Here is a 21177-nt window from a genome sequence, read left to right as displayed (position 1 = left end):
CGATATGCGCGAAACCAATTTTTTGACCGAAAACAACGCCCGTCATGTCTGGCACCCGATGGCGCACCCGGCCGACATGTTGGCCAACCCGCCGCGCATCATCAGGGCGGCTTCCGGTGTCGAAATCACTGATATCGACGGCAAGACGGTGCTCGATGGCGTCGGGGGGCTCTGGAACGTCAACCTCGGCTATTCCTGCGATCCGATCAAACAGGCCATCCGTGACCAACTCGAGGAACTCCCTTATTATTCCGCCTTTCGCGGCACTACCAATCCGCCGCTGATCGAACTGTCTTACGAACTGGCCGAGTGGTTCAAGGAAGACGGCCTCAGCCGATCCTTCTTCACCTCGGGCGGCTCGGATTCCGTGGAGACGTGCCTGCGGCTTGCCCGCCAATATCACAAGGTGAACGGCCAGCCGGAGCGCACCAAATTCGTGGCGCTGAAGAAAGGCTATCATGGGACCCATTTCGGCGGCGCCTCCGTCAACGGCAATGCCAACAACCGTCGCAACTACGAGCCGCTGCTCCCGGGCGTTTCGCACCTGGCGGCTCCCTATGGCTACCGCAATCCCTTCGGCACCGACGATCCGGCTGAAATCGCCACGGCCATCGGTCGTCAGTTCGAAGACGAGATCGCCTTCCAGGGCGCCGATACGATCGCCGCCTTCATCATGGAGCCAGTTCTGGGTGCCGGCGGCATCATGGTGCCGCACGAAACCTTCATGCCGCTGATGCGTACCATCTGCGACAGGAACGGCATTCTTCTGATCGCCGACGAGGTCATCACGGCCTTTGGCCGCACCGGCGCCTGGACGGGATCACGCCTGTGGGGCACCAGGCCCGACCTGATGTCGACCGCCAAGGCGATTACCAACGGCTATTATCCCTTCGGTGCGGTAATGATTTCCGACAAGATCGCGGAAGCCTTCGAGGCAAACAAGAACACCGTCGGCACCATCGGCCATGGCTACACCTATTCCGGCCACCCTGTGGGTGCAGCGGCGGCGCTGGCGACGCTCAAGGAAACCAAGCGCCTCAACGTGGCCGCCAATGCAGGCGCGCGCGGCAACGAACTGCTGGCCGGTCTGAACAGACTGAAGGAAAAACACGAACTGGTCGGCGACGTGCGCGGCAAAGGGCTGATGTGCGCGCTGGAACTGGTGACGGATCGCGCGACAAAGACCGGCGCGCCGAAGGATGTGGTCCAGCGCCTGCAAGACGCGGCCTACGACGCCGGCGTGATGGTGCGTACCTCCGGCTCCAACGTGATCATCTCGCCGCCGCTTATCATCACCACGGCCGGTGTAGATCGGATCCTCGCCGCACTCGAGGCAGGCCTGACAGCTGCCACGGGAGGCAAATGACATGGCCGAAAACGCAGCACTTCTCGCCCGTCGCGAGCGCCTTCTTGGCCGAAACATGTCCACCTTTTATGACGAACCCGTGCAACTGGTGCGTGGAGAAGGTGTCTGGCTGTGGGACGCGGACGGCCGGAAATATCTCGATTGCTACAACAATGTGCCGCACGTCGGCCATTGCCACCCGCGCGTGGTGGACGCGATCACCCGGCAAGCGTCGACGCTGAATACCCACACGCGATACCTGCATGAGGGCATCCTCGACTATGTCGAGCGGCTGACATCGACGTTCGACAAGAGCCTCAATACTGCGATCATGACCTGCACCGGCAGCGAAGCCAATGACATCGCGTTGCGCATGGCACAGGCGGTCACGGGAAAGACCGGTGTTATCGCGACCAACCACACCTACCACGGCAATACCGCGGCCGTGTCGCAGCTCTCTACCCGTATGCCCCCCGTCGGCGGCTTCGGCGGTCATGTCCGCCACGTGCCGGCGCCCGACAGCTATCGGCCACTGGGTGGCATGCCCGGCGAAGCCTTTGCCGAGGCTTTCGCCGCTGAAGTGGAAAAAGCGATCGCTTCGCTACAGAGCAGCCCGCACGGCTTTTCGGCGCTCATCATCTGCCCGTTCTTTGCCAATGAGGGATTTCCCGACCTGCCCACGGGCTTTCTCGACAAGGTAATCACTGCCGTGCGCAAGGCGGGAGGGCTTGTCATATCCGACGAGGTGCAGCCGGGTTTCGGGCGCACTGGCGGCCATATGTGGGGCCACCAGCGCGCAGGCTTCGTGCCCGACGTGGTGACGCTCGGCAAGCCGATGGCCAACGGCCATCCGGTCGGCGGCGTCGTCGCCAATGCCGACACGCTGAACGCCTTCCGCAAGGCCTTTCGCTATTTCAATACCTTTGGCGGCAATCCGGTTTCCTGTGCTGCGGCCTTGGCGGTTCTCGATGTGATCGAAGATGAAGGGCTAATGGAAAACGCCCGGACCGTCGGTGCCTATGCGCAAGACGGACTCAAGCGCCTGTCCGAGAAACATGACGTCATCGGCAACGTGCGTGGCAGCGGCCTGTTCTTCGGGGCGGAGCTTGTTCTCGACCGCGAGAGAAAGACCCCGGCGCCGGACATCGCCACAAAGGTCATCAATGACATGCGCGCGCGCGGCGTTCTGATGGGCAAAATCGGGGTGCATCAATGCGCGACCAAGATCCGGCCACCCATGCCATTTTCGAAGGAGAATGCCGATTTGATGCTTTCCACGCTCGACGACGTTCTGTCCGGATTGTGACGGTGGCCATGTCGGAACATGAAACCACCTCTTTCATGGAGGCGCTGAGTGCGCGGGCATGCGAAGCGCTTGCCAGCTGGGAGCTCGGCGCCCAGATACCCCAGCTACTGAAATACCGGGAGAATGCGGTATTCCGGGTGACGCTCAGGAGCGGCGAGCCTGCAGCCCTGCGGCTGCACCGGCCTGGCTATCACAATAAAAGTGCATTGGTCTCGGAACTCTCCTGGATGGCAGCCTTACGCGAGGCGGGCCTGCGCGTTCCGGCACCTGTTTCCACGCCGGACGGACGCCAAACCGTTGCACTTGCGGCAAATCCTGAGTTCGGTGAGCAATACGCCGACATTGTCAGCTGGATGACCGGCAGCCCGCTCGGCCAATCAGGTGTTCTTCTCGCGCATTCCAGGGAGCGCCTCGTCGTTATTTTCCGCCTGCTGGGTGAAGCGATAGCCCGGATGCACGCAGCCACCGATGCCTGGAGACCACCGGCCGACTTCCACCGCCCGACATGGGACGGCGATGGTTTGCTTGGCAGGCAGCCGCTTTGGGGCCGATTCTGGGATTGTGCGGGACTGTCGCCGAATCAGGCGATGCAATTATCGGATCTCAGGCTTTTCCTGCGGGAGAAAACCGATGCACTCCGCCATCTCGACTATGGTCTCATCCATGCCGATCTCGTTCGGGAAAACGTGCTCATAGACGGCGATCATGTCGAATTGATCGACTTTGATGATGGAGGCTACGGCTGGCGGATGTTCGACATCGCCACAGCCTTGTTCAAGAATCGCGGCGAGCCGCACTACGAACTCATCAAGGCAGCTTTGATCGATGGATATCGCGGCGTGCGGTCGCTACCGGACAGCGCCCTTGAAACCCTGCCACTCTTCATGGTTCTGCGCAGCATCACTTATATCGGCTGGATCGGTGAGCGAATTGGGACGCCTGATGCGGCAGAGCGGCTTCACCGCTATGTAGCCGATGCTCTGGCGCTGGCAGACAGCCTCCAAACCGGCGCCAGCAGATAGGAGCGCAGGCCGTGCTATTTGTTCAGCGTCGCCAGTTCGTCGAGCATGTCGAGCAAGGTATCGATGCGCTCGCGGCCGAACCGCTGCTCAAGCGCGGTATAAATCATCCGACTGTCGGGACTGACCTCGTTGATGATCTTCAGTCCCGCGGCCGTGATCTGCAACAGTATCCGGCGGCCGTCTTCAGCATCCTTGCTCTTGGTGATGAAGCCGCGCTCCTCGAGAGACCGAATGATCCGCGTCAGGCTCGGAGCAAGGATAAAGGCCCGCTCCGACATTTCCGAAGCATCCAGTGTTCCGGCCTCTGCCAGAATGCGAATGACGCGCCATTGCTGTTCCGTCACATCATGCAGCGCCAGCATGGGCCGGAAGTGCCCCATCACCGCTTCACGCGCCCGAAGCAACGCAATCGGCAGCGAGCGGCGCGTATCGCGGGGCAGCAGGGCATCCTGCATTATGCCGTTATTGTCAGGGGATTGTTTGGTCATAAGGGTTCTATGGATCAATTTCTTGAACCGCGCAACGTGGCCGGCAGACACGATGCCCTTGACAGAGCCGACAAAATATTTAACATGTTAAATATACTGAGGTCGTGGCGCGGGGAGGAACGATGCCGCATTTCACCATGGATTATTCGGCTAATCTCGACGGAAAAGTGGACTTCGGCGCGCTGTGCCGTGTCGTCCACGCCGAGATTCTCGGCACGGGCCTGTTCGAGACCGGTGCCGTGCGGGTGCGCGCCATCCGTTGCGAAGCCTATGCGATTGCCGATCTGCTTGATGAAAATGCCTTCATCGATATGTCCTTTCGCATCGGCGAAGGTCGTAGCCAGGAGGATAAGCGGCGCACCGGCGAAGCGATCTTTGCCGCCGTCACGGAACACCTCGGTAAGTTGTTCGAGACGCCGCACTTCGCCCTCACCCTCGAAATCCGCGAAATCGACCCGGCGCTGAGCTGGAAGAAAAACGCCATCCACCCGCGCCTGCGCAAGACAAACGGTTAGCGCCGCAGCGAGTGATCGCAAGCAGGACACATCGGAGAAAAGCATGTCGACACTTGAAGAAAACATCGCAAAGGCCGAAGCCTATTTGGCCCGCTTTCGCAAAGACGGCGTATTGAACCATATCGCTGGCGAGGCCATGCCAGCAGCCGATGGCACCACGTTCGACATCATCTCTCCGGTCGACCTGAAGGTTTTGGCAAAGGTGGCACACGGCAAGGCGGCGGATGTGGACCGGGCGGCACAAGCCGCAAAAGCCGCCTTTCCTGCCTGGGCGGCGATGTCGGGCGACGCGCGCAAGAAACTTCTCCATAAGATTGCCGATGCGATCGTAGCGCGTTCCGAAGAGATCGCGTTCGTCGAATGCATGGACACCGGTCAATCGCTGAAATTCATGGCGAAGGCAGCCCTTCGCGGAGCCGAGAACTTCCGCTTCTTCGCCGATCGCGCCGTGGAAGCCCGTGACGGCAAAACGCTGCGTGCGGATGGTCAAGTCAATATCACCACCCGCGCACCCATCGGCCCGGTCGGCGTCATTACGCCATGGAATACGCCCTTCATGCTGTCGACATGGAAGATTGCACCGGCGCTCGCCAGCGGCTGCACGATCGTCCACAAGCCGGCGGAATTCTCGCCGCTGACTGCGCGGCTGCTGGTCGAAATCGCCGAAGAGGCTGGTCTGCCGAAGGGGGTCTGGAACCTCGTCAACGGGCTCGGCGAGGACGCAGGCAAGGCACTGACCGAGCATCCTGATATCAAGGCGATCGGCTTCGTCGGCGAGAGCCGCACCGGTTCGATGATCATGAAACAGGGCGCCGACACGCTGAAGCGGGTACATTTCGAACTCGGCGGGAAGAACCCCGTCATCGTTTTTGCCGATGCCGATCTGGAGCGCGCAGCTGATGCTGCCGTCTTCATGATCTATTCGCTGAACGGCGAGCGCTGCACCTCATCCTCTCGCTTGCTGGTGGAGGAAAGCATCTACGACCGCTTCACGGCGATGGTCGCCGAGAAGGCCAAGCGCATCAAGGTCGGCCACCCCCTCGATCCAGAAACTGTGGTCGGCCCGCTGATCCACCCCGTGCACGAAAAGAAGGTTCTGGACTATATCGAGATCGGCAAAGCCGGCGGCGCAACGGTAGCCGCTGGCGGCGCGAAATTCGAAGGGCCGGGTGGCGGATGCTACGTATCCCCCACCCTCTTCACCGGCGCCAACAACCAAATGCGCATTGCGCAGGAAGAAATCTTCGGGCCTGTTCTGACCGCGATCCCCTTTAAGGACGAGGCCGATGCCCTGGCTCTTGCCAACGACGTGCAATACGGCCTGACGGGCTATCTCTGGACCTCGGACGTCACCCGTGCTTTCCGCTTCACCGATGCCCTGGAGGCCGGGATGATCTGGGTGAATTCGGAAAACGTCCGCCATCTGCCGACCCCTTTCGGCGGCGTCAAGAATTCCGGCATCGGCCGTGACGGCGGCGATTGGTCCTTCGATTTCTACATGGAGACCAAGAACGTTGCTTTCGCCACCAAGGCGCATGCGATCCAGAAACTCGGCGGCTGAGAGCACCGGACACCCTATTGAATTTGGAGGAGAACCCCATGCCCCTGCCCACACCCAATCTTTATCCGCCCTTCAACATCGTGCGCCTCAGCCATGTCGAGCTTGCCGTGACCGACCTTGCGAAATCGCGCGCTTTCTACGTCGACACGCTCGGCTTGCAGGTGACCGACGAAACGGCAGACACGATCTATCTGCGTGCGCTCGAAGAACGGGGCCATCACTGCATCGTCCTGAAGAAAGAAGCCGCCGCCGAAGCACGCGATCTCGGCTTCAAAGTGTTCTCCGACGAGGACCTCGACAAGGCCGAACATTTCTTCAAGGGCAAGGGCCTGCCGATCGAATGGGTCGAGCGGCCCTACCAGTCGCGCACGTTCCGCACGCGCGATCCGCAAGGCATTCCGCTGGAATTCTATTCAAAGATGGATCGCCTGCCGCCGATCCACCAGAAATATGCCCTCTACAGAGGCGTAAAGCCGCTTCGCATCGATCACTTCAACTGCTTCTCACCGAATGTCGACGAAAGTGTTGCCTTCTACAATGAGATCGGCTTCCGCGTGACGGAATACACCGCCGATGAAGAGACCGGAAAACTCTGGGCGGCATGGACGCACCGCAAGGGTGGCGTCCATGACATCGCGTTTACCAACGGTCGCGGTCCGCGTTTGCATCACACCGCGTTCTGGGTTCCGACGCCGCTCAACATCATCGACCTGCTCGATCTGATGGCGACCACCGGTTGGCTGCCCAATATCGAGCGCGGCCCCGGCCGTCACGGTATTTCGAATGCCTTCTTCCTCTATATCCGCGATCCGGATGGCCACCGCATCGAGATCTATTGCTCGGATTATCAGACGGTCGATCCCGATCTCGAGCCGATCAAATGGGATCTCAAGGATCCGCAGCGCCAGACGCTCTGGGGGGCTCCGGCGCCGAAATCCTGGTTCGAGGAAGGCAGCACCTTTGCCGGTACCGAGATGCGTGATTCCGTGCTGAAGGCCCAGCCGATCGTCGCGCCTTGAATTTCCCCAGCTGGGCGGACGTGAAAGCGTCCGCCGTTTTTTTAATGCTTGGTGAGGAGCCAGCCATGAAATTGCAAGATCCTTCCTTGTTCCGCCAAGCCGCTCTTGTCGGCGATAATTGGATCGAGGCCGATCCGAACAACGCGATCGAGGTGAACAACCCGGCGACTGGCGAGATCATCGGCCGGGTTCCTAAGCTGGGCGCCGCCGAAACCAGGACGGCCATTGAGGCTGCCCGCGTGGCCCAGAAGGGCTGGGCTGGGCGCACTGCCAAGGAACGCTGCGCGATCCTGCGCAAATGGTACGAGCTGATGATCGAAAACAAGGACGATCTTGGCCGTATTCTGACCCTGGAACAGGGCAAACCGCTGGCGGAGGCGACCGGTGAAATCGTCTATGGTGCGAGCTTCATCGAATGGTTTGCCGAGGAAGGCCGCCGCATCTACGGCGACCTGATCCCCGGCCACCAGCCCGACAAGCGCATCATGGTGATGAAGCAGCCGATCGGCGTCGTCGCGGCAATCACGCCGTGGAACTTCCCCAATGCGATGATCACCCGCAAGGCCGGTCCCGCCTTTGCCGCCGGCTGCGCCATGGTGCTGAAGCCCGCATCGCAGACGCCGTTCTCGGCGATCGCGATTGCGATCCTGGCAGAACGCGCCGGCCTGCCGAAGGGCCTCTTCAGCGTCATCACCGGCTCGGCCGCGGCCATCGGCGCCGAGATGACCTCGAACCCGGTGGTGCGCAAGCTGACCTTTACCGGTTCGACCGAAATCGGCACCGAGCTCTACAAGCAGAGCGCCCCAACCATTAAGAAACTCGGCCTCGAGCTTGGCGGCAATGCGCCGTTTATTGTCTTTGACGATGCCGACCTCGATGCTGCGGTCGAAGGCGCGCTGATTGCCAAATACCGCAACAACGGCCAAACCTGTGTTTGCGCCAACCGCATCTATGTCCAGGACAGCGTCTATGACGCCTTCGCCGCGAAGCTGGCGGCGGCCGTCGGCAAGCTGAAAACCGGCAACGGCTTTGACGAAGGCGTCATCCTCGGACCGCTGATCGACAAGGCGGCGCTTGCCAAGGTCGAGGAGCATATCGCAGACGCGGTGGGCAAGGGTGCGCGCGTCGTGCAAGGCGGCAAACGGCATGCGCTGGGCGGCACCTTCTTCGAGGCGACCATCTTGGGCGAGGTCACCAAGGACATGGCGGTGGCGCGCGAGGAAACCTTCGGGCCGCTGGCGCCGCTGTTCCGTTTCAAGGACGAAGCCGACGTCATCGAGCAGGCTAATGACACCGAGTTCGGCCTCGCCTCCTACTTCTACGCCAAGGATCTCGCCCGGGTATTTCGTGTGGCCGAGGCGTTGGAATACGGCATGGTCGGCGTCAATACCGGCCTGATCTCGACAGCGGAAGCGCCGTTTGGCGGCGTCAAACTGTCGGGTCTCGGCCGTGAGGGCTCGAAATACGGCATCGAGGAATTCACCGAGATCAAATATGTCTGCCTCGGCGGCATCGGCTGAACTGAATAGGAAGAAAAACGATGTCCCACCAGAAGTTTGTCAGCTTTAGCCGCAACGACCACAGTGGATACGGCGTTCTTGCCGGAGATGGAATCATTGACCTTTCCGCCCGCCATGGCACGAAGTGGCCAACGCTGCGCGAGGTGATTGCCGGCGGCGCGCTGCTGAAGCTCGCCGAGGAAGCGGCGGCCTTGGAGCCCGATTTGCCGGTGTCGGACATCCGCTACGAAATCCCTGTTCCCGCCCCGGAGAAGATCATCTGCGTCGGCGTAAACTTCCCCGACCGCAACGAGGAATACAAGGATGGGCAGGCAGCGCCTTCCAATCCCTCCCTGTTCATTCGCTTTCCGCGCTCCTTCACCGGCCACGATCAGCCGCTGATCCGACCGCCGGAAAGCCCGCAGCTCGACTACGAAGGTGAAATCGTCATCATCATCGGCAAGGGCGGCCGGCGCATTCCCGAGGCTGAGGCACTATCCCACATCGCGGCGCTGTCTCTGTGCAATGAGGGCACGATCCGCGACTGGGTCCGCCACGCCAAGTTCAACGTCACCCAGGGCAAGAATTTCGACCGCACCGGCTCGATCGGCCCCTGGCTGATCCCGTTCACGGACGAGGCGCAGATCGCCGACATCAGGCTCGAAACCCGCGTCAACGGAGAAGTTCGCCAGAGCGACCGCACCAGCCGGATGATCTTTTCCTTCCGCAAGATCATCAACTACATCTCGACCTTCACCACGCTGGTTCCCGGTGATGTGATCGTCACCGGCACGCCGACCGGCGCCGGTGCCCGCTTCGATCCGCCGATCTGGCTGAAGCCTGGCGATGTCGTCGAGGTCGAGGCCGATGGTATCGGCATCTTACGCAACACGATCGCAGACGAGGTTTGACCATGTTGACACCCGATGAGATCCGCCAGGCGGCCGAACGGCTTGACATCGCAGAGCGGACACGCGTCCAGACCGGTCTCTTGTCGCTGCAGTACGCCGGCATGACGATGGACGACGCCTATGCGGTGCAGTCGGCCTGGGTCAAGAAGAAGGTCGCTTCCGGTCGCAAGGTGATCGGCTGGAAGATTGGCCTGACCTCCAAGGCGATGCAGTATGCGCTGAACATCGACATTCCCGACTCCGGCGTCCTGTTCGACGACATGATGTTCGAGGACGGCGAGACGATTGCGAAGGATCGCTTTATCCAGCCACGCATCGAGGCGGAAATCGCCTTCATCATGAAGGCGCCGTTGAAGGGGCCCAACGCCACGGTCTTCGACGTGCTCAATGCCACCGACTATGTGACGCCGGCGCTGGAAATTCTCGATACGCGGATCCTGCGTGTCGATCCGGACACGAAGAAGGCCCGTACCATCGTCGACACGATTTCCGACAATGCGGCCAATGCCGGCATCGTGCTCGGCGGACGCATGGTGCGACCCGACACTGTCGACATGCGCTGGATGGGCGCAATTGTCAGTCGCAACTCCGAGGTCGAGGAAACCGGTCTGGGGGCCGGAGTTCTCAACCAGCCGGCGCGCGGCGTTGCCTGGCTTGCCAATCGGCTGGCTGAATATGGCGACGGCATCGAGGCGGGCCAGATCGTCCTTGCCGGTTCCTTCATTCGCCCGGTCGAAGCACGCCACGGCGATACGATCGTTGCCGATTTCGGACCCTACGGTACCGTTAGCAGCTATTTCGCATAGGAGAGATGCCCATGCCGGCGCCAAAAAACATATTCAAGGCGGCCTTGACGGAGAAGCGTCCGCAGATCGGCCTCTGGCTGGCGCTCGCCAACCCCTATACGGCCGAAATCTGCGCAGGCGCGGGCTATGACTGGTTGCTGATCGATGGTGAGCATGCCCCGAACGATATCCCTCTGATGATGGCGCAGTTGCAAGCGCTCAAGGGTTCGCCGAGCCATCCGATCATCCGGGCGCCGATCGGCGAGCCCTGGCTTTTGAAGCAGATCCTCGATATCGGCGCGCAAACCGTGTTGGTGCCAATGGTCGAGAGCGGCGACCAGGCGAAGGCAATGGTGCGCGCCGTGCGTTACCCGCCGCACGGTATGCGTGGGGTGGGCGCGGCCCTCGCCCGCGCTTCGGCATTCAACCGCATTCCCGACTATCTGCAGACGGCCAATGAGGAGATTTGCCTGCTGCTGCAGATCGAAAGCCGTGCCGGATTGGCCGCACTCGATGACATCGCCACCACCGCCGGCGTCGACGGTGTTTTTATTGGACCAGCCGATCTTGCCGCCGACATGGGCCATCTCGGCAGGCCTGGCGATGCCGAGGTGCAGCAGGCAGTTGAAGCGGCGCTGATCCGCATCCAGTCGCACGGCAAGGCCGCGGGCATCCTCACGGCTGATCAGGCATTGGCCAAGCGCTATGTGGAACTTGGCGCCACCTTCGTCGCCATCGGCAACGATGTTGGCCTTTTGGCAAACGGTGCTTCACGCCAGCTCACCGATTTTCGGAACGCTGGCGCGACCACCGCCAGAAGTTCGGGCACGGCAAAGGTTTACTAATGCGCGTCGCATTCTTTCAGCTTCGCTACTGACGCTTTAGATCTTTGGTTTCCCCCATGTCGTGGTCGCAAAACTGCTGCACAGTTTTGCGGGGTATGCTCAAGATGCTGCTACCCTCTGGATAAGCCCCTGAAGCGCGGCGAGCTGTTCTGCGATCAGCCGCCGTGTCGTCTCGTCAGTAAGCTCGCCCTGCGCCGAGATCTTGCTGGCTGCATCTGCGATCATGATCTCCGGCTTGTTCAGCACGAATGCATCGAGATAAAGCAGCACCTGTCTCAGGTGGTATTGCGCCCGCGCACCGCCGAGCATGCCGACCGAAGCCGTCTGGATCGCGACCGGCTTGCCTGAGAACGGCGGCGGAGACAGCCGTGATAGCCAATCGAGCGCATTCTTCAAAACGCCGGGGATCGAGTAATTGTATTCCGGTGTGACGAACACAACGGCATCCGAAGACCGGATGATCTCGGCCCAGTCGCGTACGATGGCGGGGCAGCCCTGAGACTGAATATCCGCATTGTAGTGAGGAATACTTTCCATGCCGTCCAGCGGGCGGAAGGAGATCCCGGTTGGCGCAAGTGTCGAAAATTCCCGCGCGATCGCCGCATTGAACGATCCTTGGCGAAGACTTCCGCAGATTACCGCGATGCTGATTGTATCGGTCATTTTCCCTCGTTCTTATTCAACTGTCAGCGATGACATTGCCTGTTTCACGCCTCTTGCGCGAACGGTCACGTTCGTATAAAGAACATATATGTTCAATTAACGGATATTGTAAAGGAGGATCATCGAATGGAGGTTCGCGTTGTCAGGCTCGGTCATGTTGGGCTCACGGTCAGGGATATCGATCGTACGATCGATTTCTATTCGACTTATCTGGGTATGCGTCTGACGGAAAAGTTCGAATATCCGGAAGAGAAGATCGGCCATGGCGTGGCCGTGGCCGCGGGCGCTTTCCTGCGCTGTGACGTCACGCATCACGAAATGTCGATCTTCCGGATGCGCCGCGACATTCTCGCCGCCGATGCGCCGGATGCGCCGCGCTATGGTTTCGGACTGCACCATATCGCGTTTGAGCTGAATACGCCGGAAGATCTGAAAGGGCTCTTCAAGAAGATGCGGGACGGGGGCGTCGAGATCGTCAACAGCCGCAAAGGCGGACCCGGCAACCAGCCGCGCTTCTATGCCCGCGACCCCGACGGCAATCTGCTGGAATTCTACTGGGGCATCGACAAGATCGGCTGGGAAGGCGCATCGCGCGCATACGACCCGATCGAGGAAATCGACCTCCTCAACTTCGATTTCGAAGCCTATGTCGACCGGCGCGAACGTGATGCAGCCGAGGCACGCAAGGGCATTCGCTCCGGTCTCAACACCTGACAACTGAACAGAAGGGCCTCAACGCGATGATGCGCATCTTCAATCGGTCAGTTGAGGCCTTTCATGATCTCCGCGGCCGCCTCGAGGAGCGGCTTTTGTACCGACAAAAGCAAATGGGCACGCGTACTTGGCACAAGAACGCCAAGGCTTGCTTCGCAGCGCCCGTTCTTTTCGAGAAGGGGCGCGGCGATCCCGTGAACGCCCATCTGCAGCTCGTCATAAGAAATGGAGCAGCCATCAGCCTTCGTCGTTTCGATCCGTGCAAGGGCCGCAACCGGGTCGTCGGTTTTCTTCAGGATACGAGTGATCGCTTTTTCGCCCTGGAACGCCAGGATAGACCAGCCGCTGGCTCCTTTGTAGAGCGGGTGGCGCGAACCGGGACTGTGTTCGACGCGCACCAGATGCCGCTGGCCGACGGCCTGGTCGATGACGACGGCCTCCCAATTGTCCAGCCCGTGCAGAACGACAGTCTCGCCTATTTCCGCCGCCAGTCTCTGCATCACGGGTTTGGCGACGCTGCGCAGATCCGTGCCGGTCTGTCGTGCAAGACTGAAGACGGCAGGCCCGACGATATAGCCCTCGTCGCTTCGGCGGACATAAGCGCGTTGCGCCAGCGTCACGAGCAGACGATGGGCCACCGTGCGGTTGATGTCGCACATTCGCGCCACGTCGGACGCGCTGACAGGCCCCTGCCCCGCCACCGTTTCGAGAACGGTCAGCATCTGGTCTCCCGTCGATGAGATTTCCGCCAATTTCAACTCCTGTGAAGGTCGAGCCGCCCGTTCCGCTGCGTAGGTCATACCGGTTTCTGGCCGGAAATGATCAGAATACTACTACTTCGACACCGTTTTTGTAGCAAGCGGATCATTGACGAGTATCGCACAATATGATCTAAATACGAACATAAATGTTCAAATAACGGAACGAAAAAATGAAACTCGTCAGTTACGATGAAAATGGCACCCCACGCTTTGGCGCCCTCTGTGGCGATCGTGTGATCGACCTTGCAGGCGCCAGTGAACTTTACGCCGCGGACGACGAGACGATCGAAATCATCCCTTCGCGCATCGAGACGTTCTTCGAGGAGCCGGCTGTTTTCTCTGAATCGGCGCGTGCAGTCATCGCTCGTTTCGAAGGGGACCACGTTGCGAACGATGCGATCTCGAAGCTGCGTTCGGACGTGAAGTTGCTGCCGCCGATCGGCCGCCCGCCCAAGATCATCTGCGTAGCGCGCAATTACGCTGAGCACGCCAAGGAAGCCGGCCTCGAAATCTCACCGATTCCGATCATCTTCGCGCGCTTCGCCAACACCTTTGTCGCTGACGGCGGCCCGGTCATCGTGCCGTCTGTCTCAACCCATCTCGATTGGGAAGGCGAGCTGGCCATCATCATCGGCAAAAATACCAATGGTCGCCGCCTGAAAAAGGAAGAGGCCATGGACTACGTCTTCGGCTACTCCATCTTCAACGACGTGACCGTGCGCGACTATCAGTTCCGGGTTACCCAATACACGGCGGGCAAGAACTTCCGCGCCTCCGGACCTTTCGGTCCGGTGATCGTCACGGCAGACGAGATTGCAGATCCGCACAAGCTTGACATCCGCACGACGCTGAACGGCGAAGTGATGCAATTCGCCAACACCGAAACGATGATCTACGACATTCCGACGATCCTCGAGCACATTTCCGACTTCATCGATCTGGAAGCGGGCGATGTGATCCCGACGGGGACGCCGGCCGGTGTCGGCTTCAAGCGCAAGCCACCGATCTTTCTGAAACATGGAGACCGGATCACCGTTGAAATCCCCGGTATCGGCACGCTGTCGAACCCCGTTATCGATGAAGGAACTGCGTAATGGGACAGGACGTCTTCGAACGTGGCCTCGATATTCGCAAGGCAGTGCTGGGCGCGGCCTATGTCGAGAAATCGCTAGACGCGGCCGATGATTTCAACCGTGACTTCCAGAATCTCGTCACGGAATATTGCTGGGGCGCCGGCTGGGGGCGCACCGCGCTCAGTCTGCGCGACAAAAGCCTGCTGAACCTGGTCATGCTCGGCGCGCTCAACCGGAGCACGGAGTTCAAGCTGCACCTGAAAGGTGCGCTGACGAACGGCTGCAGCCGGGACGAAATCAAGGACACGCTTATCCAACTCGCCATCTATGCCGGCATACCGGCCGGTGTGGAGGCATTTCGCCTGGCCCGTGAAGTCTTCGCCGAGATCGAGGCCGCCGAATGATCATCTGACGCCAGGCACTGGATGGCAGACCGAACAGACCACTAACCCCCAAGAGGGCACCGCCTATGAAAATGCGTGAAGCCAGAGTTCAGCGGGAGGGCCGGCCGTCCGCATGGATTGCCGCGAGCCGGAGGTCGCGCTGATGGCCATTGCAACGGCGAGCCCGATCGTCCGCTTCAGCGGTGTCTCCAAGAACTATGGAATCTACCAGGCCATCGACGGGATCGATCTCGATATTGTGCCGGGCGAGTTCATCACGTTTCTAGGCCCGTCGGGATCGGGCAAGACCACGACGCTGATGATGCTGGCCGGGTTCGAAACGCCGAGCGAAGGCACAATCGAGATGGATGGACGCCGCATCGAGAGGCTGCCGGCACACAAACGCAACATTGGTGTTGTCTTTCAAAATTACGCGCTCTTTCCGCATATGTCGGTGCGCGACAATCTGGCTTTTCCGCTCAGCGTACGCCGGGTGGAGGCCGCAGACATTCGAAGCCGGGTGGATGCGGCGCTGGCCATAGTGCATCTGGAAGGGTTGGGCGACCGCAAGCCGGTGCAGCTGTCCGGCGGACAGCAACAGCGCGTGGCGCTTGCTCGCGCCATCATCTTCAAGCCGCGCCTGATCGTTCTCGACGAACCGCTCGGCGCGCTCGACAAAAATCTGCGCGAGCACTTGCAGGCGGAACTGAAGGCGCTCCACCGCGACCTCGGCACGACCATGGTGTTCGTCACCCACGATCAATCCGAGGCCCTGACGCTCTCCGACCGGGTCGCCGTATTCAACAAGGGACGGATCGAGCAGATAGACACCCCGGAAGCTCTCTATGAACGGCCTGCGACACCTTTCGTCGCCTCCTTCATCGGCGAGAACAACATGCTGCCGGGCCGTATTGAAGCCAAGGACGGCGATGAGGTTGCGATCCGTTTCGCAGGCGGAGGCCTGTTGCAGGCTCGGTGCCAGACTTCGTGCAGGTACGGCGACGAAATCATCCTCAGCATCCGACCGGAAAACATTCGCCGTGCGTCAGCCGATGCCGGCCAGCACGTCTCCGCCGCTGTCATCGACATCGTCTATCTCGGTGACCAGAGGCGCATCCTCGTCGAGGCCGACGGCATCGGCCGGCTGGCCTTCAAGACGAGTGCTGGCGGCGAAAAGCCGATCGCGCAAGGAGAGCGGATCGACATCGAACTCTCGGCCGGCGCCTGCCGGGTCCTGCCGAAGGAATAGGCATGGCGACAACCGGTCACCGGTGCCGTGCGATCTCAAGTGTGAAAACGAACCTAAAAACAAGGGGAATGCCAACATGAAAAAAATAGTCCATCTGGCCGCACTGGCGGCCGCACTTGCCTTACCTGGGATGGCCGCTGCGCGTGACCTTACCATTGTGTCCTGGGGTGGGATCTTTCAAGACGCGCAGCGTGACGTGTTCTTCACGCCGTTCAAGACGGAAACCAAGGCGCCGCTTTCAGAAGACAGCTGGGATGGTGGCGTCGGTGTGTTGCGCTCCAAGGCCCAGGCTGGCGACAGCAACACCTGGGATCTTGTCGAGGTAGAGGCGGAAGAGCTGACGATAGGCTGCGAGGAAGGCCTGTTCGAGGTCCTCGATCCCGCAAAGTTCGGTGGCGCGGAGAAATACCTTCCGGGCACGGCATCGGAGTGCGGTGTTCCGGCCAACATCTTCAGCATCGCGGTTGCCTATGACGGCGAAAAGTTCGCCAATGGTCCGAAAAGCTGGGCCGACTTCTGGGATGTGAAGAAATTTCCGGGCAAGCGCGCGCTGCGCAGCGGTCCGAAGATGAATCTCGAATTCGCGCTGATGGCCGATGGCGTTGCTGCAAACAAGGTCTATGAAACGCTGGCAACGCCTGAGGGCGTCAATCGCGCCTTCGCCAAACTCGACGCGCTGAAGCCTAATATCGTCTGGTGGACCTCTGGAAATCAGCCGATGCAACTGCTGGGCTCGGGCGAAGTCGCCATGACCACTTCCTACAATGGCCGCATTCCCGCAGCCAACGCTGCAGACAAGCGCAACTTCAAGATCATGTGGCCAGGCGCGATGCTGAACGTCGACAGCTGGGTCATCATGAAAGGCTCGCCCAATGCCGACAGCGCCTACAAGCTGATCGAATTCATGGCCAAGCCCGCCGTGCAGGCCAATTGGCCGGCCAAGCTGAACTACGGTGTCGGTGTTACCGAGGCACAGAAGCTGGTGCCTGCAGAACTCGCAGCAAACCTACCGACGGCACCGGAAAATCTGGCAGCCTCCATCACGCTCGATGCCGGCTTCTGGGTCAACCATATCGACCAGTTGACCGAGCGCTTCTCCGCCTGGGCAGCGAAGTAAACGCGAGGCCCCCTGGCACGTCCAGAGCCCGGGGGCTTTCCATACGGCAAATAGGCTCCTTGTCCCGGAGCTGCCTTCCGGCCATTCCCTTGCAACAGAAGCAGCCGATGACATGAGCGAGACGACGACTACCGGGTTTTCCATCAAGGCTGCGGGCCTCTTCCTCGTCCTGCCGCTTGTTCTGTTTTTGCTGGCAGTGTTCTTCGTGCCGCTGGCAGGAATGTTACGGCTGTCGATAGAGGATAGGGATCTGTCCAGTGTCATGCCTGTGACGGCGGAGGCGATAAAGCGATGGGATGGAACCGGCCTGCCGGCACCGGCTGTCTACGACGCGGTTGCATTGGATTTGATAGCTGCCAAGAAGACACGCACCGCAGGGGTCGCAGCAAGACGGCTCAACTACGATACTCCCTCGCTGCGCACCGTTATCACCGCAACAGTGCGCAGCCTGCCGGAAACAGCCGGCACCGGAACCGACTGGGCGGCGGAACTGCCCGTCATCGACCCGGCTTGGGGCAGGCCCGAGATTTGGCAGGCAATCGCCCGGGCACGAGGACCATGGAGTGATTTCTATCTGCTCTCTGCCTTCGACCTGCGCCGTGACCCCGCCGGCCGCCTCCACGCGGCGCGGGATGAAGGGGGCCTCTATGTCGATGTGTTGATCCGCACCTTCACCATTGCCTTCACCGTCACGGTCATCTGCATCGTCCTTGCCCTGCCGGCCGCTTTTCTGTTGATGTCGACCGGTGCTGGCGTGTCCAGCCTGCTGATGATCGTCCTGCTGCTGCCCCTGTGGACCTCCGTTCTGGTGCGCTCTGCCGCCTGGATGGTGATCCTGCAAAAAAATGGGCTCATCAATACGCTGCTCATCAACATCGGCCTGATCGGGCAGCCGCTGGAGCTGATCTACAATCGGACGGGCGTGCTGATCGCGCTGACCCATATTCTCCTGCCCTATGCGGTTCTGCCGATCCTCGGCGCGATGCGCAACGTTCCCAGAAACCAGACGCTGGCGGCGAACTCGCTTGGCGCCGGCCCGCTCAGAACCTTCTTCTCCGTCTACCTGCCTCAAATCCTGCCGGGCATTTCCGCTGGTGGACTTCTCGTCTTCATTCTTTCACTCGGCTACTACATCACCCCCCTGCTTCTCGGCGGTGCGGGCGATCAGTTGCTGCCCTACTACATCGCGTTCAACACCACCCAGACCGTCAACTGGGGCCTTGCTGCCGCGCTCGGCTCCGTACTGCTGGCTGCGACTTTCCTGCTCTACGCGGCCTATATCCGGCTGGTCGGCGTCCAGCGCATCGGATTGGGATAGGAGCCCGTCATGACCGACAGCACATATTGGTGGAAACTAGCGGGCAGGACATTTGGCTTCATCGTCTTGCTTTTCCTGATCGCACCGATCATTGCGATCATCCCGCTTTCCTTCAACACGTCGAGCATTCTCGCCTATCCGCTGGAGGGCTTCTCGTTCAAATGGTACGCTAAGTTCTTCGCTGACCCGCGCTGGTGGATCGCCATCAAAAACAGCCTGATTGTCGGGACCGCGACCGTCTGCATCGCCACGCCACTCGGCACGTTGGCAGCGCTCGGGCTGTCCATCTCCAGCTTTCGCGGTAAGTCCTTCCTCATCGCGAGCTTCATGTCGCCCATGATCGTTCCGACGGTGATTACCGCCGTCGGCATCTATTTCCTCTTCTCGCGGCTTGGCCTCGCCAACAGCCTGACTGGACTGGTGCTCGCCCATACAGCCCTTGCCGTGCCCTTGGTGGTGATCACCGTCAGCGCCTCGCTGAGCCAGCTTGACCGGGTGTTGTTGCGGGCATCCGCCAGCCTTGGCGCCGGCGGGCTGACGACCTTCCGGCGCGTGACCATGCCATTGATCATGCCCGGTATCGTTTCGGGCGCAATCTTTGCCTTCACCACATCCTTTGACGAGGTGGTGGTAGCAATCCTGCTGACCGGCCCCGAACAACGCACCCTGCCGCGCGAACTGTTAAGCGGCACGCGCGAGAACCTCGACCCGACGGTCATGGCCGTGGCAACACTCTTGATTACGCTGTCGGTCATCCTGCTTCTGGTTTTCACCGCCCTTCAGCAGCGTGGCAACAGGCTGATCGACAAGGACAAATAGGTGATCTGACAGAGCCCCGTTCAAGCATTTACCTCATCGCCAGTTCCAGTCGCGAGGGGAGTCGATTGGGCCTCCCCAGCATCGGCGAGTACGGGTTTATTCGTTCACTATTTTTGAACAGTTTGCCGCCTTTTGTTTCGGATTTGATCACGAATTTGTGTTGCCTCGCCCAGATAGTACACTTGTTAAATAAAATGGCGCTTATAGCGTGCCGACCGATAATCTTGATCCGGCTTCGGGGAAATACAACCATGATGAAGCAGCTTCTGTTGACGACTGTCGGCGTGCCGTTTTTTCTCGGCATGGCCGTTGCGTTGGCCTCGATGGTGTTTCCAGCCAGGCGCGGGTTCATCATCGCCCTGCTGATCCCGCTGGCTGCTGTTGTCATCCACTTGATGCTCGAAGGTATGCCGGTGCTTCCTCCCGTTTCCGCAAAGCAGAAGCTCCCGATAATTCTGCTCTTCGGCGCCGGCATCTTTGCGATCCCGGCACTTGTGCGCAGGCCGCTTCCGGTGGCGGTCAGCACGATGCTGGTTGGCGTCGCGCTCGCCCTGTCAGGCTGGTTGCTGGGCAAGAACGTGCTCGTTGCCAATTCCACCAAATCCATCGTCGTTCTCGCCGTGTTTGTGGTCACGACCGCCGCGATCGGCCCAGCGATCGCAAAGCCGGCCGGTGCTCGCCGCGGGGAGCCATCGGCGTTGGCGACTGCGTTGCTTAGCGTTTCCATCGCGGCTGCGCTTTCGGCCGCGTTAGGCGCGTTCGTCGGCATGGCCCAAATCGATGGTGCGCTTGCGGCGCTCACCGGCGGCTGGCTGCTGGTCAACTATGTCAGCTATTTCAGGGGCGACGACCATGCGCTCGCACTGCGCGGTTTCGAGGGGCTTGCCTTTGCCGCCGTGATCTCGGTGCATTTGATTATGACAGCACTCTTTGCGCCGAAGGCGGCGCCCGCCGCAATCATATTCGCGGTTTTGCCCCTTGTCGTCGCCGCTTTCATTCTTCTCGGAGGCATCGCTTTCCATCGCCTTCCGCGGTTCCTTCGACCCATTGCTGCCGGCATTGCCACCGCGGTTCCGGCCACCATCGCCATCACCATCGCCGCCGTCCTCTTTCAGGGATGAACATTCGACCCAGGACCGGCCGGCCCAATCAAAGGAGAGTACCAATGAAATTCGCAGCTCTGGTCGCGGCGCTGACCGGCGCGCTTTTTGCAGGATCTGCTTTTGCCGCAGATACTTATGATGTTGACCCGACTCACGCTTGGGTCTCGTTCAAGATCAATCATGCCGGCTGGTCGAATGCCCACGGGATCTTCAAGACCGTTGGGGGCACGATCTCCTTCGACAAGGAAGACATTGCGAAAAGCTCGATCTCGCTGAAGCTCGATGCCAACAGCATCGACACGAACTTCGATCAGCGTGATGCCGACCTGAAGAGCCCCGATTTCCTCAATGTCGAGGAATTTCCCGATGTCACCTTCACCAGCACGAAGATCGAAAAGACCGGTGACAAGACCGCCAAGGTCACCGGCGACCTGTCGCTTGCCGGCACCGTCAAGCCGGTCACCCTGGATGTCGTCTGGAATGCCGAGTCTCCGCTTCCCTGGGATGCCAAGACCGTCAAGACCGGGTGCTCCGCCACAGGCAAGTTCAACGGGCTGGATTTCGGCCTGAAGAAACTTACGGATTTCGGCCTCGGTCCGGACCTTGCGCTCGACATCGATATCGAGGCCATCAAGAAGTAACGAAATTCTTCTTGGATTTTACCGAGAGCCGCCGGGATGC

General features: G+C 60.3%; 22 protein-coding genes. 19 read left to right on the top strand and 3 right to left on the bottom strand.

Features of this window, described 5'->3' with window-relative positions; translation table 11 throughout:
• Nucleotides 1-4: 4 nt before the first annotated feature.
• Genes CUJ84_RS26670 through CUJ84_RS26660 form a run of 3 tightly spaced genes read left to right on the top strand, consistent with a single transcriptional unit; the run spans nucleotide 5 to nucleotide 3673 of the window.
• Nucleotides 5-1366 (top strand): aspartate aminotransferase family protein, encoded by a 1362-nt coding sequence (locus tag CUJ84_RS26670; RefSeq protein ID WP_105008681.1) that lies wholly within the window; start codon nucleotides 5-7, stop codon nucleotides 1364-1366.
• Nucleotide 1367: 1 nt separating this feature from the next.
• A complete protein-coding gene (locus CUJ84_RS26665) occupies nucleotides 1368-2651 on the top strand; it encodes an aspartate aminotransferase family protein (RefSeq protein ID WP_105008680.1) in 1284 nt (427 codons plus the stop codon).
• An 8-nt stretch (nucleotides 2652-2659) separates the two neighbouring features.
• On the top strand, nucleotides 2660-3673 hold the full coding sequence (locus tag CUJ84_RS26660) for a phosphotransferase enzyme family protein (RefSeq protein WP_105009181.1): 1014 nt from the start codon (nucleotides 2660-2662) through the stop codon (nucleotides 3671-3673).
• Between the two features lie 14 nt (nucleotides 3674-3687).
• On the opposite strand, the gene hpaR is transcribed toward CUJ84_RS26660, so the two are convergent.
• Nucleotides 3688-4161 (bottom strand): homoprotocatechuate degradation operon regulator HpaR, encoded by a 474-nt coding sequence (gene hpaR, locus CUJ84_RS26655; RefSeq protein WP_020397623.1) that lies wholly within the window; start codon nucleotides 4159-4161, stop codon nucleotides 3688-3690.
• 122 nt (nucleotides 4162-4283) lie between these two features.
• Here hpaR and CUJ84_RS26650 point away from each other — a divergent pair, with 122 nt between their 5' ends.
• From CUJ84_RS26650 to hpaI, 7 genes are all read left to right on the top strand, one after another.
• Nucleotides 4284-4676 (top strand): 5-carboxymethyl-2-hydroxymuconate Delta-isomerase, encoded by a 393-nt coding sequence (locus tag CUJ84_RS26650; protein ID WP_018073566.1) that lies wholly within the window; start codon nucleotides 4284-4286, stop codon nucleotides 4674-4676.
• A 43-nt stretch (nucleotides 4677-4719) separates the two neighbouring features.
• Nucleotides 4720-6237, top strand: a complete 1518-nt coding sequence (gene hpaE / locus CUJ84_RS26645) for a 5-carboxymethyl-2-hydroxymuconate semialdehyde dehydrogenase (RefSeq protein WP_105008679.1) — start codon at nucleotides 4720-4722, stop codon at nucleotides 6235-6237.
• Nucleotides 6238-6275: 38 nt separating this feature from the next.
• The gene (gene hpaD / locus CUJ84_RS26640) at nucleotides 6276-7256 is read left to right on the top strand and encodes a 3,4-dihydroxyphenylacetate 2,3-dioxygenase (RefSeq protein ID WP_105008678.1); all 981 of its coding nucleotides are present in this window, start codon (nucleotides 6276-6278) and stop codon (nucleotides 7254-7256) included.
• 65 nt (nucleotides 7257-7321) lie between these two features.
• Nucleotides 7322-8776 (top strand): NADP-dependent succinate-semialdehyde dehydrogenase, encoded by a 1455-nt coding sequence (gene gabD, locus CUJ84_RS26635; RefSeq protein ID WP_105008677.1) that lies wholly within the window; start codon nucleotides 7322-7324, stop codon nucleotides 8774-8776.
• Between the two features lie 20 nt (nucleotides 8777-8796).
• Nucleotides 8797-9666, top strand: a complete 870-nt coding sequence (locus CUJ84_RS26630; protein ID WP_105008676.1) for a fumarylacetoacetate hydrolase family protein — start codon at nucleotides 8797-8799, stop codon at nucleotides 9664-9666.
• Between the two features lie 2 nt (nucleotides 9667-9668).
• The gene (hpaH, locus tag CUJ84_RS26625; RefSeq protein WP_003577036.1) at nucleotides 9669-10472 is read left to right on the top strand and encodes a 2-oxo-hept-4-ene-1,7-dioate hydratase; all 804 of its coding nucleotides are present in this window, start codon (nucleotides 9669-9671) and stop codon (nucleotides 10470-10472) included.
• Between the two features lie 11 nt (nucleotides 10473-10483).
• Nucleotides 10484-11296 (top strand): 4-hydroxy-2-oxoheptanedioate aldolase, encoded by an 813-nt coding sequence (hpaI, locus tag CUJ84_RS26620; RefSeq protein ID WP_105008675.1) that lies wholly within the window; start codon nucleotides 10484-10486, stop codon nucleotides 11294-11296.
• A 99-nt stretch (nucleotides 11297-11395) separates the two neighbouring features.
• On the opposite strand, the gene CUJ84_RS26615 is transcribed toward hpaI, so the two are convergent.
• Nucleotides 11396-11959, bottom strand: a complete 564-nt coding sequence (locus CUJ84_RS26615; RefSeq protein WP_105008674.1) for an NADPH-dependent FMN reductase — start codon at nucleotides 11957-11959, stop codon at nucleotides 11396-11398.
• Between the two features lie 126 nt (nucleotides 11960-12085).
• Here CUJ84_RS26615 and CUJ84_RS26610 point away from each other — a divergent pair, with 126 nt between their 5' ends.
• Nucleotides 12086-12673: a VOC family protein gene (locus tag CUJ84_RS26610; protein ID WP_003577030.1), complete on the top strand. Its 588-nt coding sequence runs from the start codon at nucleotides 12086-12088 to the stop codon at nucleotides 12671-12673.
• A gap of 47 nt (nucleotides 12674-12720) precedes the next feature.
• Here CUJ84_RS26610 and CUJ84_RS26605 read toward each other — a convergent pair whose 3' ends face one another.
• The gene (locus CUJ84_RS26605; protein ID WP_245457594.1) at nucleotides 12721-13425 is read right to left on the bottom strand and encodes an IclR family transcriptional regulator; all 705 of its coding nucleotides are present in this window, start codon (nucleotides 13423-13425) and stop codon (nucleotides 12721-12723) included.
• Between the two features lie 179 nt (nucleotides 13426-13604).
• On the opposite strand from CUJ84_RS26605, the gene CUJ84_RS26600 reads away from it, so the two are divergent.
• The 8 genes from CUJ84_RS26600 to CUJ84_RS26565 all read left to right on the top strand — a co-directional run bounded on the left by CUJ84_RS26600 (nucleotide 13605) and on the right by CUJ84_RS26565 (nucleotide 21137).
• Nucleotides 13605-14528 carry a fumarylacetoacetate hydrolase family protein gene (locus tag CUJ84_RS26600; protein WP_105008672.1) on the top strand — a complete coding sequence of 308 codons (924 nt, stop codon included), beginning with the start codon at nucleotides 13605-13607 and terminating at the stop codon, nucleotides 14526-14528.
• Entirely contained in the window at nucleotides 14528-14911 is a 384-nt protein-coding gene (locus CUJ84_RS26595; protein WP_003577023.1) for a carboxymuconolactone decarboxylase family protein, read from the top strand. Before CUJ84_RS26600 ends, CUJ84_RS26595 begins: the two co-directional genes overlap by 1 nt.
• A gap of 112 nt (nucleotides 14912-15023) precedes the next feature.
• Nucleotides 15024-16139, top strand: a complete 1116-nt coding sequence (locus tag CUJ84_RS26590) for an ABC transporter ATP-binding protein (protein ID WP_105008671.1) — start codon at nucleotides 15024-15026, stop codon at nucleotides 16137-16139.
• Between the two features lie 76 nt (nucleotides 16140-16215).
• Complete coding sequence (locus CUJ84_RS26585) at nucleotides 16216-17256, top strand: ABC transporter substrate-binding protein (protein WP_105008670.1); 1041 nt, start codon at nucleotides 16216-16218, stop codon at nucleotides 17254-17256.
• Nucleotides 17257-17368: 112 nt separating this feature from the next.
• A complete protein-coding gene (locus tag CUJ84_RS26580) occupies nucleotides 17369-18574 on the top strand; it encodes an ABC transporter permease (protein WP_105008669.1) in 1206 nt (401 codons plus the stop codon).
• A gap of 9 nt (nucleotides 18575-18583) precedes the next feature.
• Entirely contained in the window at nucleotides 18584-19393 is an 810-nt protein-coding gene (locus CUJ84_RS26575; protein WP_105008668.1) for an ABC transporter permease, read from the top strand.
• Nucleotides 19394-19458: 65 nt separating this feature from the next.
• Complete coding sequence (locus CUJ84_RS26570; protein ID WP_245457592.1) at nucleotides 19459-20514, top strand: hypothetical protein; 1056 nt, start codon at nucleotides 19459-19461, stop codon at nucleotides 20512-20514.
• A gap of 44 nt (nucleotides 20515-20558) precedes the next feature.
• Nucleotides 20559-21137, top strand: coding sequence for a YceI family protein (locus CUJ84_RS26565; protein WP_105008666.1), 579 nt, complete (start codon nucleotides 20559-20561; stop codon nucleotides 21135-21137).
• Nucleotides 21138-21177: the final 40 nt, after the last annotated feature.

This window comes from Rhizobium leguminosarum (assembly GCF_002953715.1).
Lineage (GTDB): Bacteria > Pseudomonadota > Alphaproteobacteria > Rhizobiales > Rhizobiaceae > Rhizobium > Rhizobium leguminosarum_V.
This window is presented reverse-complemented; position numbering and strand designations above follow the sequence as displayed.